Source organism: Buttiauxella sp. WJP83 (assembly GCF_027594725.1).
In the GTDB taxonomy this organism is placed as follows: Bacteria; Pseudomonadota; Gammaproteobacteria; order Enterobacterales; family Enterobacteriaceae; genus Buttiauxella; species Buttiauxella selenatireducens.
In genome coordinates this window covers 1,123,753-1,140,332 of record NZ_CP110080.1, presented here as the reverse complement: position 1 = coordinate 1,140,332, position 16,580 = coordinate 1,123,753, and the positions used below count along the sequence as shown (strand labels likewise).

Here is a 16,580-nt window from a genome sequence, read left to right as displayed (position 1 = left end):
TTCAATACGAAGAACCAGACTCTTTGATATAGCCGCTACGTTTAGGAGGCGGCTGGATTCCAAACCTGATTCTAAAATTCTTTATTTTTGCTTATGCGCGTAATTTGACGTCGATCGCGTCTTGAGAGCGCGTGCTGCGATGGTTTTCATTATGCTGGCGACCGGAGACATCCAACACTTCCTGGTTATTCACCAGTTCACCCAGGGTGATGTTATTTAAAAAACCGGTCAAACGATCGCTCAGATCGCGCCACAGCGCGTGAGTCAGGCACTTATCGCCGCCCTGACAACCACCTTTACCCTGGCAACGCGTTGCATCAACAGATTCATCTACGGCGCTGATAACTTCGCCAACCGCGATGCTGTTTGCTTCTTTACCTAACAGATAACCACCGCCAGGACCGCGTACGCTGGCAACCAGGCCATTTTTACGCAGGCGGGAGAATAACTGCTCCAGGTAGGAGAGAGAGATTCCCTGACGTTCTGAAATATCAGCCAACGGCACTGGACCTGATTCGGAGTTCAACGCAACGTCAAGCATTGCGGTCACGGCATAACGTCCTTTCGATGTCAGTCTCATGTCTTACTTAACCTCAAATCGCCCCTCGAACCGGGGGTTTTTTATAAATGTGATTGTCACATAGCAGGTCGCAAGTCTGACATTCCTGAGTAAATTGGTCAACTATTTAACCCACCAATTTACTCAAGTATTATTTGCCTGATTTTTTCTCGTTATCAATAGAAGAAAGCATGCCGCGTAGGATGTTAAGTTCTTGATTTTCCGGGCGAGCACGGTTGTACAAGCGGCGCAATTTGCTCATTATCTGGCCCGGATGGCTGGTACGAATAAAGCCGGTTTTCAGCAATACTTGTTCCAGGTGAACGTAAAAACGCTCGAGATCGTCAGCCGATGGATACTGAGTCTGGTCTTCCACAACGACGGTTTCTTTACCTTCTTCTTGCGTGGCAAGCCAGGCGATTCGCACTTCATAGGCGAGGATTTGTACCGCCATCGCCAGGTTCAGCGAGCTGTATTCCGGGTTTGCCTGAATCGCAACGTGGTAGTGGCATTTCTGCAATTCGTCATTTGTTAAGCCCACACGTTCGCGGCCAAAAACAATGGCGACGGGCGCATGTTGCGCTTCGGAAATGCTCTTTAAACCACATTCGCGTGGGTCAAGCATCGGCCATGGCAGCGTACGAGAACGTGCGCTGGTGCCAACCACCAGGCTGCATCCCGCCAACGCTTCATCCAACGTGTCGACAATTTTAGCTTCACCAATAACATCACTGGCACCCGCAGCAAGGGCGATTGCCTGAGAGTCAGGTTTAACCAGCGGATTTACCAGCCAAAGATTGGTCAGCCCCATGGTTTTCATCGCACGAGCTACAGAGCCCATGTTGCCGGTATGAGAGGTTTCAACCAGCACTATACGTACGTTTTGCAGCATTCTTGACTCATAGCCTGAAAAGATTATCGCGATATCCTATCATAACCCTGGGACATATTCCGAACGCTCTGCTATACTCCGCCGCGTTTTCCGTTCTTTAACATCCAGAGAGAGACCGATGCATCCGATGCTCAACATCGCCGTGCGCGCTGCGCGCAAGGCGGGCAATTTAATTGCCAAGAACTACGAAACCCCAGACGCTGTAGAAGCGAGCCAAAAGGGCAGCAACGATTTTGTGACTAACGTAGATAAGGACGCTGAGCGTCTGATTATCGAAATTATCCGCAAATCCTACCCGCAACACACCATTATCGCTGAAGAATCAGGCGAACTGGCGGGTACCGAGCAGGATGTGCAATGGGTTATCGATCCTCTGGATGGCACTTCTAACTTCATCAAACGTTTGCCGCACTTCGCGGTATCAATCGCTGTTCGTGTTAAAGGCCGCACCGAAGTTGCTGTGGTTTATGACCCAATGCGTAACGAGTTGTTCAGCGCGGTTCGTGGCCAAGGCGCACAGCTGAACGGTTATCGTCTGCGCGGCAGCAATGCACGTGACCTCGACGGCACCATTCTGGCAACCGGCTTCCCATTCAAACTGAAGCAACACGCCACCCCTTATATCAACATCGTCGCTAAACTGTTCACCCAGTGTGCAGACTTCCGTCGTACCGGTTCAGCTGCGCTGGATCTGGCATACGTTGCGGCTGGTCGCGTTGATGGTTTCTTCGAGATTGGTCTGAAGCCTTGGGATTTTGCAGCAGGCGAACTGATTGCTCGCGAATCTGGTAGCCTGGTATGTGATTTCACCGGCGGCCATAACCACCTTTTGACCGGCAACATCGTTGCAGGTAACCCACGCGTCGTTAAAGCCATGCTGGCAACGATGCGTGATGAGCTGAGCGAAGCGCTGAAGCGTTAATCTCTTATCGTTGTACGCCCTCACCCTAGCCCTCTCCCCCAGGAGAGGGGATGTTCTTTTCTCCCTTAGCTGGGGTAAAGAAATATTCGTTCCCCCCTCTCCCTCAGGGAGAGGGCCGGGGTGAGAGTTGTTTTAAAAGCAAAAAATCAACGCTAAAAAGGCCTTATCCCGCGCACCACCGGTTGAGCACTCAGCCACATCACCACCGCCGCTAACACCAAAATTCCGCCCCCAGCTAACGCAAGCGTCGCCCAGGCAACTTGTCGCCACAAAACCGGTGCTTTGTTACCGCTCATCCGCACAGCCAGAGTACGGAATCCGTGTACCAAAAACGCCAACCCGGAAATAGTGATGGACGTTCCTGCCGCCATCGTCAACGCAGACAACATTCCCCAGCTATAGACACCAATCACTTTGCTAAACAACAGCACCATAATGGCACCAGAACACGGGCGCATGCCCATAGACAAAACGATCATAGCTCGGGCGCGCCAGTCCTCTCCTGCTTCAAGTTGTTTATCAGTTGGCAAATGTTGATGACCACAACCACATTTTTCATCGTGCACATGATGTGGCGTGAACGAGGTAAAACGCTGAGGTTTTCTCAGAACGTGTTGTAATTTGCGTAAGGCGCGGCCACACAACATCAGGCCCAAAATGCCCACCAGCAAATAACTGCCTTTTTCCAGCCAGAAACTGCTCATATGCAATTGCCTCGACGGCAACGCCAATATTCCCAACACGACCGTCACCAGCCCAATCGCCACCAGCCCTTGTAATAAGGACGCGGCAAAAGTCAGTTTAAGGCTGCTTTTCAAACGTGAAGGATGGGTTGCAAGCCAGGTGGTTATGACGACCTTGCCATGCCCCGGCCCCAACGCGTGGAGCACACCATAGACAAAACTAAATGACAGCAGCGACCAACCCGCTCTCGCTGGGTTTTCGGCAACCTCGCGCAATAGCGCACTCATTTGTTGGTTAATCGATTTCTGCCACATCGCACTATTAAGGATGATTTGCGGCCAGTAGTGCCACAGGCTGTAGAGCCCAATCGCGCAGATAATCAGGAAAAACGCCAGCGGCCACAGCTGTAACCATCGACGTGAATGGGGCGCAGAGGAAGGAATTACTGACATTGCAGCGTCACCTGCTGGGCAAATTGTTTACCTAACTCCATATCTTCAGGTGGCGCATCGGCTTTATCTAGCGACAGAGCGAACGCCTGCATATCCTCAGTGGGTTGCGGTGTTTTAACGGAGATTTTGCATTGCGACGCTAATGTTTTCGGCACACTGGCATCAGCGGGATGGTCGTAACTCATATCGACAAAATAGGTCGGGTCGAAGGTCGCGAACTGAAAGGTTTGCCCTTTTAACGGCTGCGGATGCGCCAACGGTAAAATAAAGGTTAACACTGCCTGATGCCCTACCCGTGCGAGCCCATACTCGGGAGGCAGGTTGTTAAACGTCACTTTTTGACCGTTATGCCAGAACTCAGTGAAGTAATGTTGCCCTAAGACGTTCGCCATCACTTCGGCGGCAAGCTTCTTCCAGACCGGCGAATCGGGCTTCGCATTTCCAGCGTCATACAGTAGATCCGCTGAAGTAATTTCATCCATCGTCCACTGCATTTTCAGACCGGTTAGCTGGTCGTTTTCGGCCATGACCGTGGTCACGAGCGTGATAAAGCTATGCGGATGAGCCAGAGCCATTGGGCTAAAAAGCGCCGTAGTCAGGGCAAAAAACGCAATTTTGTTACACATTTTCCCGCTCATTATTCTCTCAATTTTAAAATTCTGTGAGCCAGTCAGAATTCCGTAATTAAAAAGCTCAAATGGGACGATCTACGACAAAAGCTTTAACTACTCTTAGCATTAATCACCTTTGACTTGGTTATGCGGATGATGACACTGCTTTCCCCACCACCATCTGTACTCTCCAGTCCGCAGCGTCGCTGCCACCTGCTTTTGTTGCTCTATTTACCGGGCCAGACGGTCACCCCAGAGATCCTCGCGAGACTCAACGGGGTTGATGACACCAAAGCCCTGCAAGATATAGCCGACACGGGCGATGAAATCCAGCGCTATCACCGGCTGAGGCTTATCACCCAACAGGATGGAAGCTATCGGATTGAGGGCACGCCTCTGAATCGCCGCCTGTGCTTACTGCACTGGTTGCGTCGTGCATTGCGCTTATGCCCGCACTTTGTGCAGCAACATTTTACTCCAACGTTAAAAACCCAGCTTAAACAGCAAGGGATCTTGACCGCGTTGTACGATGAAAAGAATCTGCAGGCGTTGATTAGCCTGTGTGCAAGACGCTTGCAGCGGCAGTTTGACAGTCGTGACATGCAGTTTTTAACGTTGTTTTTGCAGTATTGCTTACATCAGCATCATGCGGGGATCACGCCTGAATTTACCGAGGAGCAACGGGCATGGACTCAGACGCGCCCGGAGTTCTTAGCCGCACTTGAGATCGCACGCCACTGGAAACGGCGTGTTATGCAATCTGCCAATGAAAACGAGCAATTATTCCTGGCGCTGTTATTCCTTTTATTACGCATGCCCGACCCGATTAACGATAACCATCAACAGGATTTACGGCTACGTACTGCAATTTCCGGAATGATCACGCGCTTTCGTGCACAAGCGGGCATGTCGTTTAGCGACGAACAAGGTTTGAGCGACCAGCTGTATATTCACCTTGCTCAGGCGCTGGATCGCTGCCAGTTCTGTATCGGCATTGATAACAGCTTGCCGGAAGAAATTACCCGACTGTATCCACGACTGATGCGCACCACGCGCGAAGTCTTCAGCGATTTTGAGTCTCACTATGCAATGCGTTTTTCTGACGAAGAAGTGGGTCTGGTGGCGGTCATTTTTGGCGCGTGGTTAATGCAGGAAAATGACCTGCATGAGAAGCAGGTATTGTTGCTGACGGGCAATAATCTGGAACTTGAACAAAATATTGAACAGCAGCTACGCGAGCTCACCTTGCTGCCGCTCAATATTAAACATCTGACGATACACAGCTATCAAAAAGAGGGAGCGCCAAAAGAGGTGGTGCTGGTGATCACACCCTACTCCACCACGCTGCCACTCTACTCTCCGCCGCTGATTCACGTCACGCTGCCGCTGGGTGACCACCAGAAGCAGCAGATCCGCAAGATTATCGAGTGTTAACGCAGTATGAGATGGGGCGAGGTCGTATAAATAGCGCTGGAACCGCAACCAGCGCCATTATCCAGAACACCCCGCCCTGCATATGCTGGTAAAGGTAGCCGGAGAACATGGTCATAATGGCAATACCACCACCCATCGCCACTGCAGAATAAACGGCCTGCAAGCGAATAACTTCGTTGCCTTCACGCGCGGAGATATAGCGCATTGCCGCCAGGTGGCAAACAGTGAAGCTGCCACAATGCAGGATTTGCGCGGCAATCAGCCACGGCAAATCGGTCGTATACGCCATCAGGCTCCAGCGCAGAATACCGGTCACGCCGGAGAGCAGCAGTAAATCCCGGGCGGTCCATTTGCGGAACAGCTTGTTACTGAGGGCAAAAATCACAATCTCTGCGACCACGCCAAGCGACCACAAGTAGCCCACTACCGAGGCGGAATAGCCCGCGCCCTGCCAATAAATCGCACTGAATCCGTAGTAAGCCGCATGCGCACCTTGCAGCAAAGTGACACAGGCCAGAAAACGCCACGAGCCGAGCACCAGTTTCTTCCACGCAGGCCAACCCGCGCCTTCGCTATGTCTCGCTTCACCCTGCGGCATCACCGATGGGCGCAGCATCATACCGATAAGCATCGACGCCACGCCAATACTCAGCAGCACCAGAATCGCCTGATAGCTAAACAGGCTGACCAGTTTGCCCGTCATGGCAGAGCCAATTACAAACGCCAGCGATCCCCATAGCCGCACACGCCCGTAATCCATGGTGATTTGGCGCTGCCAGGTTCCCGCTAACGCATCAGTTAGCGGCACCAGCGGTGAGAAGAACAGGTTAAAGCCGACCATCACAATCAGTAACCAGGTTGCGGTTTGCCCAAACCAGAAGGCGATAGCAAAAATGAGAGTGAGTAAGGCAAGAAGGCGCAAAGCAAAAACAAGTCGGGAAGGATCGGTAACACGAGGCGCCAGGAGCAAACTGCCGAGGAAACGGGCGATTAACCCTGCGCCTAACAGTAACCCTATTGTTTCGGGTGCCAGGCCGACTCCTGCTAACCAAACACTCCAGAATGGTAGAAAAATCCCGTAGCTAAAGAAGTAGGTAAAATAACTGAGCGCAAGCCAGCGCGTTGAATGCAAAACCATGATCCCTCCCGTTTTGGACGGCGTTAGTGTCGCCGAGCGATGGCAGGCACGCAAGCAATCATTAACAGACCAATAACACAGACAAACAAGGGTGTTTTTTTCCTTTCAACATTTTATCTAACTATTTATTTTTAAATTAAATAGTTAGATAAAACCCAAAATCATTTCTATTAGAATCCCCCACCGTTAAATCGAATTAAAAGTTTATAGTTGTCATGTCTAATACCATTCTCTTCAGGGGCTTAACCCTGATTTTGTCGATGCTCATGTTACCGGCTGCTGCCGCTGAGACATCCACTACTGAAGCAAAAAACGACATGATTGAAGAAAGTCATGAAGGAAGCGAGTCAGAAAAAAACAAAAAGGCTGCGCCCTCTCCCTGGTTGTTTGTTCCGCTCTTTAGTTCCAGCCCAAAACTCGATACCGCAGCCGGCATGATGGTAGGTTACATGCACCGCTTCGATGAGAAGTCTCGTCCATCCCTGTTCGGGATTTCGGCTAAATACACCACCTCCGAATCACTTATTGCCAATGCTTTTGCCAAAACCTCTTTTGGTGAAGATCACCACCGTATTCTGGGTGGCATGATGGTCGGTGATATTAACAACGACTATGAAAACTATTTGGGTTCCGGCAAACCATTAAGCACCAACGACAACTATAGTTTCGCCTTTTTACGTTATCTCTATCGTGTTGAGGGTGACTGGTTCATCGGGGCTCAAGGCGCCTACTCCAACTATGAATTGCAAGGTCAAGATCCCACCTCCAACGAAATCCTCGATGAAATGGGTCTGGTAGGTTATAAGTCCGGCGGAGTAGGTGCGGTCGTTATGCACGACTCCCGAGACAGCGACTTTAAAGCCACCAAAGGCTGGTACCTCAACGTCAATAACATGGCCTATCGGGAAGCGTTGGGTGGGGAACAGGATTTCGACATCTGGCGCGTCGATTATCGGGGATATTGGGAGCATGGCGATGGCAATGTGTTTGCCGTTCGTAGCCGCCACCAGTTTTCCAACAATGCGCCAGCGGGGGCTTATTCTCCGGTTTATCTGCGTGGCTATACACCAGGTGAATATCTCGCTCAGCACATGTCTTCCATTGAAGTTGAGGAGCGTTACAAACTGGCCGATCGCTGGACCGCAACGGTATTTGCCGGTGCCGCCTGTCTTTACGGCGACTCGACCAGCGGGGAACAACTCAACTGTGGCGACAGTGAAAACCTCTACCCTGCGTGGGGTGCTGGCATCCAGTATTTGCTCAAACCCGAAGCCGGAATTGTCGTCAATCTCGAGTACGCGATGGGGAAAGATGATAATCAGGGGATCTATTTAAAGATGGGTTACAGCTTCTGATCCCCGTGATTAAAGGCCCTTGCGTACGACTGCTTACACAACTGCGATTTCCATTTTCATCACCGTGGATTGCTGACGTTCCAGCAACACCAACCCCGGTTGTCCTGCCATATTGTGGGCGTTCACCGGGTGGCTTTGCGGCTCCAGGCAGATAAACGGCTCATCTGGCATGCGGAACACCATCAAATACGGCGTGGGGCTGGTTAACTGGATTCGCATGTCACCGCGCTCGATCAGCGCGCTTCCGCTCCAGCCGGAATAGCCCACGTTCAGCCACTGGTTATCCGGGATTTTTGGCTTGATGAAATTGGTTGGCGCGGTGAGCTCGCCAAGCCATTCTTTCGGCAAATGGTTTTCACCTTCAGGCCAAAATCCGGTAGCCGAAAACTGCACATGCGTCGCTGGAGTGAGATGGAAGAAGGGGTGGAAACCCAGGCCATAAACCATCGCTTTGCTTCCCAGATGCGTCAATTGCAACTCGGCAATTAAACATCGCCCTTCCAGCCGGTAAGTAAGCCTGGCCTGATAATCAAAACCGCAGGAGTGGCGGCTTTCAAGCGAGAGCGTGATGTGCGAAGCATCATGCGTTTCTACCCGCCAGCTTTTCAGCCAGCCATCCCCGTGGAGGAAGAATTGCGCATCGGCTTCGCTGTCAGGGAGTTCAATCCTTTCGCCATGAAGCGTGAAAGCATTCCCTGCAACGCGATTTGCCAGCGGCAACATCGGGAACAACGCTTTTTCACCCGCATGCAGAATCGGCTGCTGATGTATCTTCGAATCCAGACTGCGAATTGCCGCCCCTTGCGGGGCGACGGTTAAACGCAGAAATTCATTTTCAAGTAACAAGGTTTCCATATTTTAGTGCGTCACTCTTTGTGCACGAGCTTTCGATTCGGCACCGAATTGATCCGCCATGCGTTTTTCCAGCGCTTCGAGGCTGACACCTTTGGTTTCAGGCACATAACGACGCACATAAATAAAGCCCGCCGCGCAAATCACACCGTACAACAGGAAGCTGCCAGCAGCCCCCAAGCCCGCGTTCAATAGCGGGAAGGTGTAAGTCAGCAGGAAGCACGCCACCCACAACGCCAGCGTCCCTAAAGACATCGCCAGTCCTCGCACACGGTTCGGGAAAATCTCTGAAAGCAGAACCCAGGTCACCGGTGCCAGCGTCAGTGCATAAATCGCAATCGCTGCCAGAACGAGGATCAATACCGGGAGCCCCAAAATACCCAGGCCATATGCCGCACCGATGAGCGCATAGATAATGGTTAAACCCGCCGCGCCAAACAGCATCAGCTTGCGACGACCAATTTTATCGACTAGAGGCAATGCGGCGAGGGTGAAGATTAGGTTAATCAAACCGGTAGCCACAATGGATTTCAGGGTGCTGTTAATATCAAATCCGGCGGAGGCAAAAATTTCCTGCGCATAGTTGAAGATGACGTTTATCCCGCACCACTGTTGGAATACCGCCAATACCATACCGATGATAATGATCGGTTTGACCTGTGGTTGCCACAATGCGCTCCATGAAACTTTTTGCGTGTCTTTGTCCAGGGTTTGCAGGATGTCATTAAGTGTCTCATCGGCATATTGCTGGTTACCGATGCGTTTAAGCATTTGGTGAGCACGTTCATTTTTACCGGCGCGAACCAGCCAGCGTGGTGATTCCGGCACAAAGAACATCAGCACCAAAAATGCGATAGCCGGAACGGCACCCGAACCAAACATCCAGCGCCAGCCGACCAGCCCATTCCAGCTTTCAGCAATTTGCTGCATCGTGGCACCTGTACTGACCGGTTTGGCAATCATCAGGTTGATAAGCTGTGCCGCCAACACGCCAATGACAATGGTTAACTGGTTGATCGCCACAAACTTGCCGCGTTTTTCTGCCGGACTCACTTCTGCGATGTACATCGGACTTAGCGCCGAAGCCAGTCCAATCCCCACACCACCGACGATGCGGTATACCACAAACATATCGAAGTTACTGGCCAACGCCGTGCCCAAGGCCGAAACCGTAAACAATGCCGCAGCGATAATCAGGGGCGTTTTGCGCCCGAATTTGTCCGCGCACCAGCCGGAAACCAGTGCACCAACAATACATCCCACCAGTGCAGAGCTCATCGCCCAGCCAGATTCCGCAGGATCGGTAATTGAAAAATAGGCTTCGTAGAACGGTTTCGCGCCACCAATCACAACCCAGTCATAACCAAACAGCAAACCTCCACAGGCGGCGACCAGACAGATAGTCCAGACATAGCCCATGCGTAATTGTGTCTGCACAGTATTCATTGTGAATCCTCATTTGTACTTGTAGAGATACAGAGGGACGGGTGTGCCGTTTTCAAAATGCCACCCGCCATTTTATTTATTCAGTTATTGGATAAACACACCACGTTGCATGGCAAGCCTCAGCAGATGGGCTTTGTCATGAGCGGGGTTTTGTGACAACAAGACTTTCAGTGCTGACTCAAACTCGGGATATTTCTCCAGTCCGAGATGCCCAAGTGCGGTGACAAACAGACAGTGCTGCTGATGAGCGGATTGGCGGTCAGCATCCAGCGCCACTAAATCCGGCAGTGAGACGGCAAAGAAATCAGGTTCAGACGCATCGTTAAAATGTTCATCCGCCCAGGTAATAAAGCTGCGGAATTGCTGTTGCGCCTGCGCTTTTTCACCCACTCGTGCCAGCGCCATCGCCTGATAGAACAGGTAGTCAACGGGCTGATCGTTGTAGTAACGCCCGGCTTCCAGAGTGGAGCCGCCTTCCAGCGCGCGTTCGAAACAGCGCTGTGCACGTTCTGGCTGTTGCAGTTGCTGCGCACACCAGCCGAGCAGATACCAGATATCGTTATCGCTTTGGCCAACTAAGCGCCCTTCACCGAGATTTTCGGGGTAGCTCAGCGCCTGCTGAAGTAACGCTTCCGCCTTGCCAAACTGCTTATTGGCAATCGCCTCCAGCGCCCGACGTTGCAGATTAATCAGATACTGCCCAGTAACTTTGCCCTCCCCGCCTTCCCATGGGTGGAATTTACGTTGCGCCAACACCTGCGCCGCCGCGTCTGTTTCACCATGAATGTTCCACAGGCTAAGTAATTCGGCGGTTAGATCGTCGCGTTTAAGCACCACATCACGGCGAGCAGACAAATGCGCCAACCGTTGTTCGGTAGAGCGACCAGTGAGTTTTTGCAGATAATCAAGTTCAAACAGGAAACGCGCGTTATTGGGTTCCAGCTCAACTGCGCGTTGCAGATACTGCTCTGCCAGCTTCGCATCATGTTGCTTATTCCAGGCATGGATGCCCAAAACACGCTGCACCGCACCAAATTCAGGCAACTGCTTAGCGGCAAACTCCCAACAAGCTACCGCTTCGGAATAACGACGTTTGCTGTACCAGAAACAGCCCAACAGATATTGCGCGAAGCCATCGTGCGGCAGACATTGCAACATCTGCACTTCATCAAGCGTGTTAGGGAAACGCACTTTGCGAGCAAAGCAGTCTTGCGCTTGTTTCACGAAAGCAAGTTGCTGTGCGTGGTCGCTTTCTAAAGCCGCTCGCCACAGCATCGGCATCGCTTCTTGTGAGTCGAGAACGCTCAGCATCTCTTTTGCTGCCGTTTCACGGCCCAGGCTCACCAGCCATCCCGCCAGAACACTGGCATTGACGCCACGCCGCCCGGTGACTCGCACCAGTTCAGCTTTGTCCGTTTCGTTTTGCGTGATGGCCCAGCGGGCGTAATGCAGCACATAGCTCAGCGGATACTCTTCAAGCTGCTGTGTAATCCACCGTTGTGCCTGCTGCGAAGCCCCTGTCTGGTGCAACACCAGGGCTTTCAGCCCCATTGCCAGATTATTACCGCCATTAAACTTCAGGCTTTGATTCACAAACACCAGCGCCTGGGCCGCATCGCCTTTTCGTAAAGCCAGACGTGCCAGTGCGTAAAATGCAGCGTCGCGGCAGTTACCACTCCAGCTTGCTTTGAAGTAATCATCAAACGCCCCGTCGCAGTCTCCTTGTTTCTCTTTTGCTGCACCGCGCAGCATGCTGGCGTCACCATTTTGTGGGTTCTTGTTCAGACGATGGGCACGTTTCAACGCCGCATCCGCCAGCTGTTCAGCAGGCACCCAGTTAGCACGGTTAAATTCAAGCTGTCCGAGTGCTACGTTGCAGCGGTAATCTTCGGGATCGAGCGCCAGCGCGCGCTGGTAGTAATCGAATGCCGAGCGGCTGGCATGCAGGTACTGCTCCAGATGCTGGCCGATAAAATACAGCTCGTCACAGTTGGTGATTTCATGCGATTTAGCGGGAACGCAGGCCGGTTGCGGCAGCGGTAAATCTTCTGGGATGTGCTCGCAATAACTGAGGATCAGATTGCCGTGTGCGTCACGAAGATTCAGCGTCAAACGCTGCGGCCAGTTGTCTTCGAGGGTATCTTGCCACGCCTGTGCCGGTTGCAGCGTCAGCGACGTTTTCCAAAGCAGGCTTCCAGCCGATTCAATTTCAAGCGTGACGTCACTTAGCGGTGCAATCGCATAGACGCCCAGGTGCAATTCGCCGTTATGACGCTCGAGCTTCATCGCCACTCGGGTGTTGGCATTCTGCAATGTGCCAAGCTGGCTATATGGCAGGAAATTCTGTACGAAGATTTTCTCTTCATAGGGCGCAATCCAGGTGAAATCCGGCTGATTGTCGGTAAACACGCCGGTCATCAGTTCGATATACGGGCCGTTCTCGTCAGTCAGATTGCGGTCCCACGCCTGACCGAAATCGCAGTTGCCCCACGTCCATTGTTTTTTGCCTGGGGATACGTGGTGATCGGCGATGTGCAGAAGTCCGCCCTGCTCACCGTGATGGTATGCGCCGACAAAATCGTAATCTGATTTATCCGCCATGTACGACGTCGGAACGGGAATGTTTTTGTAGCGCGAGATATCAACGCCTGCGGAATAGTCCACTTTGTAGTAAGTGCCGTGAGCTATCGGGAAAGCAGAAACATCGCGTTTGCCGTGATCAAAGACCGCCGTGACATCCGGTGGGAACACGCTTTGGTGCTCATCGCCACCTTTAACCGCCGGGTTCGCCCACCACAAGAAATGACGTGGTGTCGCATTGCCGTTGAACACTTTGCCGGTAATTTCGATTAACGCTTTTTCCGGATACAGCGTAAAACCGGTCATCACCTGCAAGCCACGCATGGGTTCCACTTCACCCAGCCAGACGGTCTGCGCACCGCTTTCATGTTTCTGGAACGTCACATCGACCGGCATGAAGGTGGTTGGGCGATGGTGCTGTGGCCAGTTAAATTCAATGCCACCGGAAATCCATGGCCCCACTAACCCCACCAGCGCGGGTTTCACCACTTCGTTGTAGTAAACGAAATCACGCTCCATCACTTTGTCATATGCGCGGTGAATACGGCCACCCAACTCAGGCAGCAACATGACGCGGATAAAATCGTTTTCAATCCACACGGCTTTGTAATCACGCATCTCACGCTGGCCGGTGAGCGTATCAATAACACCGTAAGGATAAACGGCACCGGAAGATCCCTGATACACACGGTTTTCCAAAAACATCGGATTCGGGTCTTCCGCACCGGCAGTCCAGGTGGGTAAAGCAATGGTCTCTTGCCAGACGTTAACGGCTCCGTACATTTCGCCTCTCCAGTAAAAAATTAACAGTTAACCAGGATATGTTTGCAGTGTATTTGACTCATCGCGGCGTAAAATGCTTAATGCTCACGCAATATAGTTAACGGAGTTAAGTGAAATGCAGACTTCAGGGTTGAATAACCAACGGGTGCGGCAGATAAATCGCCAGACCATGATGAAGCTGGTGTGGCAACATAAGCGGCTCAGTAAGTCACAGTTTTCTCAATACACAGGCCTGTCGATCCCGGCGGTGAGTAAGATCCTTGAAGAGCTGGTAGCGGATGGAAAACTCAGCCATTCCCATGAAAATCTCAGCAATAGGGGGATCAACAGCGGCAGCTACCAAATCCCGCCCGACGGTGATTTCATTCTTTGCATGAATGTGACCCCGACCAGCATTGAGAGCCAACTTTGCGACGCCCAGCTTTCTCCGCTCGGGGAATTTGAAACGATTCATACCCACGCCTCAACACCGCAAGCATTGCTGGCTGCCATAGAGAGTGTCTGGCGCAACCAGGGTAAAATCTGGCCGAAAAAGACTCTAAATTTGGCGTTGGGTATTCACGGGCAGGTCGACCCGATAACCGGCGTTTCACAAACGATGCCGCAAGCGCCGTGGCGCGAACCGATAGAAATTAAATATCTGCTGGAAGAAAAGCTTGGGATCCAGGTTCGAGTGGATAACGACTGTGTGATGTTGGCGTTGGCGGAAAAATGGCAAAATCCTCAGAGCCGGCAGGATTTTTGCGTCATCAACGTGGACTACGGTATCGGTTCTTCGTTTGTGATAAACGGGCAGATTTATCGCGGCAGCCTCTATGGCAGTGGGCAAATTGGCCACACGATTGTGGACCCCGACGGCATGGCGTGTGACTGCGGAAGATACGGGTGCCTTGAAACCGTTGCCTCGCTCACTGCGCTAAAAAAACAGGCGCGGATCTGGCTTAAGTCTCAACCTCATTCGCCGAAGCTTAACCCTGAAACATTAACTTCAACGCAGTTAATTACCGCCTGGCACGAAGGTAACGAGCAAGTACGTCGTTGGGTTGAGAGTGCCGCCAACGCAATTGGACTGAGTTTGTATAACTTCCTCAACATCCTCAATATCAACCAGATATGGTTTTATGGAAGAAGCTGTGGGTTTGGGGATGAATGGCTTGCGACCGTCGCTCGGCAGATTGGCTTTAATCCCTTTGATCACGGCGATGCGCTAAAAATGAATGCCACCCAGATTAGCTTTGGGCAACTAACACGACCGCAGCAAGTGATGGGAATTGGTTATTTGTATGTAGAAGCCGCGCTAAGTGAGGAATAAGACATGTACCAGGCAGCATTGATTTTTTGTGGGCTTTTATTGGCAGGATGTGCGGCTCAAACAGTCAACACGCCTCCCCCTTTATCACCGATGGATGAATGTATCCAGGCGACCAAAAACAATGATACGGCCGGGGCGGCGAAGAACTGTAGTTTGGTGACGCGCGATCGGCGGTAGGACATAAAAAACAACAAAGCCCACATAACGTGGGCTTTTGAAGAGCTTATAAGCTAAGGATTACGCGTAAACCGGCAAGCGGGCGCAGATATCCAGAACTTTAGTCTTAGTACGTTCGATGACCGCTTCGTCGTTGATGTTATCCAACACATCACACATCCAGCCAGCCAGCTCGCGAACGTCTGCTTCGGTGAAGCCACGACGCGTTACCGCAGGTGTACCGATACGGATACCAGAAGTCACAAATGGGCTCTTCGGATCGTTTGGTACGCTGTTTTTGTTCACGGTGATGTTTGCGCGACCCAGAGCGGCATCGGCTTCTTTACCCGTCAGATTTTTATCAACCAAATCCAGCAAGAACAGGTGGTTGTCAGTACCGCCAGACACCACTTTGTAGCCACGGTCCAGGAAGACGGCAACCATTGCTTTCGCGTTTTTAGCAACCTGCTGCTGGTAAGTTTTGAACTCTGGTTCCATCGCTTCTTTCAGTGCAACAGCTTTACCCGCGATGACGTGCATCAATGGGCCGCCCTGTGCGCCTGGGAATACTGCGGAGTTCAGTTTTTTGTACAGCTCTTCGCTGCCGCCTTTCGCGAGGATTAAACCACCGCGAGGGCCAGCCAGCGTTTTGTGCGTTGTAGTCGTCACAACGTGTGCATGCGGAACTGGGTTCGGGTAAACGTCAGCGGCAATCAGACCGGCAACGTGCGCCATGTCAACGAACAGGTATGCGCCAACCATATCTGCGATTTCACGCATTTTTGCCCAGTCAACAACACCTGAATAAGCAGAGAAACCGCCGATGATCATCTTCGGTTTGTGTGCTTTGGCTTGTGCTTCCAGGTCTGCGTAATCGATATGACCAGACTCATCAATACCGTAAGGAACGATGTTGTACAGCTTGCCGGAGAAGTTGACCGGGGAGCCGTGAGTCAGGTGGCCGCCGTGTGCCAGGTTCATACCCAGAACGGTATCGCCTGGTTCCAGCAGAGTGGTGTATACCGCGAAGTTAGCCTGTGAACCGGAGTGCGGTTGCACGTTAGCGTAATCAGCGCCGAACAGCTCTTTTGCACGGTCGATAGCCAGTTGTTCAACCACATCAACATATTCGCAACCGCCGTAGTAGCGTTTGCCTGGGTAACCTTCCGCGTATTTGTTGGTTAACTGAGAACCCTGAGCCTGCATTACGCGCGGGCTGGTGTAGTTTTCGGAGGCGATCAGTTCAATGTGCTCTTCCTGACGTACTTTTTCTTGCTCCATAGCCTGCCACAATTGGGCATCATAATCGGCAATGTTCATTTCACGCTTTAACATCCGCATCTCCTGACTCAGCTAACAGTAAATATTTAACAGCTTTAATGCTGCCATAAATACAACGGGCAA

At 51.8% G+C, this 16,580-nt stretch carries 13 protein-coding genes; 4 read left to right on the top strand and 9 right to left on the bottom strand.

Features of this window, described 5'->3' with window-relative positions; genetic code table 11:
• Positions 1–91 precede the first annotated feature (91 nt).
• Both iscR and trmJ read right to left on the bottom strand, forming a co-directional pair.
• On the bottom strand, positions 92–580 hold the full coding sequence (iscR, locus tag OH773_RS05280; protein ID WP_183270206.1) for a Fe-S cluster assembly transcriptional regulator IscR: 489 nt from the start codon (positions 578–580) through the stop codon (positions 92–94).
• A gap of 130 nt (positions 581–710) precedes the next feature.
• The gene (trmJ, locus tag OH773_RS05275; RefSeq protein WP_270143670.1) at positions 711–1,451 is read right to left on the bottom strand and encodes a tRNA (cytosine(32)/uridine(32)-2'-O)-methyltransferase TrmJ; all 741 of its coding nucleotides are present in this window, start codon (positions 1,449–1,451) and stop codon (positions 711–713) included.
• A gap of 118 nt (positions 1,452–1,569) precedes the next feature.
• Here trmJ and suhB point away from each other — a divergent pair, with 118 nt between their 5' ends.
• Positions 1,570–2,373: an inositol-1-monophosphatase gene (gene suhB / locus OH773_RS05270; RefSeq protein ID WP_183270208.1), complete on the top strand. Its 804-nt coding sequence runs from the start codon at positions 1,570–1,572 to the stop codon at positions 2,371–2,373.
• Between the two features lie 152 nt (positions 2,374–2,525).
• On the opposite strand, the gene OH773_RS05265 is transcribed toward suhB, so the two are convergent.
• A complete protein-coding gene (locus tag OH773_RS05265) occupies positions 2,526–3,509 on the bottom strand; it encodes a nickel/cobalt transporter (RefSeq protein ID WP_270143667.1) in 984 nt (327 codons plus the stop codon).
• On the bottom strand, positions 3,500–4,135 hold the full coding sequence (locus tag OH773_RS05260) for a DUF1007 family protein (RefSeq protein ID WP_270143665.1): 636 nt from the start codon (positions 4,133–4,135) through the stop codon (positions 3,500–3,502). The genes OH773_RS05265 and OH773_RS05260 overlap by 10 nt, the downstream gene beginning before the upstream one ends.
• A 138-nt stretch (positions 4,136–4,273) precedes the next feature.
• On the opposite strand from OH773_RS05260, the gene csiE reads away from it, so the two are divergent.
• On the top strand, positions 4,274–5,554 hold the full coding sequence (gene csiE, locus OH773_RS05255; RefSeq protein ID WP_270143663.1) for a stationary phase inducible protein CsiE: 1,281 nt from the start codon (positions 4,274–4,276) through the stop codon (positions 5,552–5,554).
• Here the strand turns inward: csiE and OH773_RS05250 are convergent.
• Entirely contained in the window at positions 5,541–6,692 is a 1,152-nt protein-coding gene (locus OH773_RS05250) for a 3-phenylpropionate MFS transporter (RefSeq protein ID WP_270143661.1), read from the bottom strand. The genes csiE and OH773_RS05250 overlap by 14 nt on opposite strands.
• A gap of 260 nt (positions 6,693–6,952) precedes the next feature.
• On the opposite strand from OH773_RS05250, the gene OH773_RS05245 reads away from it, so the two are divergent.
• Positions 6,953–8,047, top strand: coding sequence for a hypothetical protein (locus OH773_RS05245; RefSeq protein WP_270143659.1), 1,095 nt, complete (start codon positions 6,953–6,955; stop codon positions 8,045–8,047).
• A gap of 33 nt (positions 8,048–8,080) precedes the next feature.
• Here the strand turns inward: OH773_RS05245 and OH773_RS05240 are convergent, their stop codons facing one another.
• From OH773_RS05240 to OH773_RS05230, 3 genes are all read right to left on the bottom strand, one after another.
• Positions 8,081–8,902 (bottom strand): aldose 1-epimerase, encoded by an 822-nt coding sequence (locus OH773_RS05240; RefSeq protein WP_270143657.1) that lies wholly within the window; start codon positions 8,900–8,902, stop codon positions 8,081–8,083.
• Positions 8,903–8,905: 3 nt separating this feature from the next.
• Positions 8,906–10,345 carry a sugar porter family MFS transporter gene (locus OH773_RS05235; RefSeq protein WP_270143655.1) on the bottom strand — a complete coding sequence of 480 codons (1,440 nt, stop codon included), beginning with the start codon at positions 10,343–10,345 and terminating at the stop codon, positions 8,906–8,908.
• Between the two features lie 84 nt (positions 10,346–10,429).
• A complete protein-coding gene (locus tag OH773_RS05230; protein ID WP_270143652.1) occupies positions 10,430–13,708 on the bottom strand; it encodes a DUF5107 domain-containing protein in 3,279 nt (1,092 codons plus the stop codon).
• Positions 13,709–13,823: 115 nt separating this feature from the next.
• On the opposite strand from OH773_RS05230, the gene OH773_RS05225 reads away from it, so the two are divergent.
• On the top strand, positions 13,824–15,020 hold the full coding sequence (locus tag OH773_RS05225; protein ID WP_270143650.1) for an ROK family protein: 1,197 nt from the start codon (positions 13,824–13,826) through the stop codon (positions 15,018–15,020).
• A 237-nt stretch (positions 15,021–15,257) separates the two neighbouring features.
• On the opposite strand, the gene glyA is transcribed toward OH773_RS05225, so the two are convergent.
• Entirely contained in the window at positions 15,258–16,511 is a 1,254-nt protein-coding gene (gene glyA, locus OH773_RS05220) for a serine hydroxymethyltransferase (RefSeq protein ID WP_270143648.1), read from the bottom strand.
• Positions 16,512–16,580 lie beyond the last annotated feature (69 nt).

What these genes read in the sequence shown, in the direction of transcription:
- csiE (WP_270143663.1), top strand. Translation starts at nt 4,274, where the DNA reads ATGATGACACTGCTTTCCCCACCACCATCTGTACTCTCCAGTCCGCAG.
- suhB (WP_183270208.1), top strand. Translation starts at nt 1,570, where the DNA reads ATGCATCCGATGCTCAACATCGCCGTGCGCGCTGCGCGCAAGGCGGGC.
- glyA (WP_270143648.1), bottom strand. Translation starts at nt 16,511, where the DNA reads ATGTTAAAGCGTGAAATGAACATTGCCGATTATGATGCCCAATTGTGG.
- trmJ (WP_270143670.1), bottom strand. Translation starts at nt 1,451, where the DNA reads ATGCTGCAAAACGTACGTATAGTGCTGGTTGAAACCTCTCATACCGGC.
- OH773_RS05230 (WP_270143652.1), bottom strand. Translation starts at nt 13,708, where the DNA reads ATGTACGGAGCCGTTAACGTCTGGCAAGAGACCATTGCTTTACCCACC.
- OH773_RS05265 (WP_270143667.1), bottom strand. Translation starts at nt 3,509, where the DNA reads ATGTCAGTAATTCCTTCCTCTGCGCCCCATTCACGTCGATGGTTACAG.
- iscR (WP_183270206.1), bottom strand. Translation starts at nt 580, where the DNA reads ATGAGACTGACATCGAAAGGACGTTATGCCGTGACCGCAATGCTTGAC.
- OH773_RS05225 (WP_270143650.1), top strand. Translation starts at nt 13,824, where the DNA reads ATGCAGACTTCAGGGTTGAATAACCAACGGGTGCGGCAGATAAATCGC.
- OH773_RS05245 (WP_270143659.1), top strand. Translation starts at nt 6,953, where the DNA reads ATGCTCATGTTACCGGCTGCTGCCGCTGAGACATCCACTACTGAAGCA.
- OH773_RS05260 (WP_270143665.1), bottom strand. Translation starts at nt 4,135, where the DNA reads ATGTGTAACAAAATTGCGTTTTTTGCCCTGACTACGGCGCTTTTTAGC.
- OH773_RS05240 (WP_270143657.1), bottom strand. Translation starts at nt 8,902, where the DNA reads ATGGAAACCTTGTTACTTGAAAATGAATTTCTGCGTTTAACCGTCGCC.
- OH773_RS05235 (WP_270143655.1), bottom strand. Translation starts at nt 10,345, where the DNA reads ATGAATACTGTGCAGACACAATTACGCATGGGCTATGTCTGGACTATC.
- OH773_RS05250 (WP_270143661.1), bottom strand. Translation starts at nt 6,692, where the DNA reads ATGGTTTTGCATTCAACGCGCTGGCTTGCGCTCAGTTATTTTACCTAC.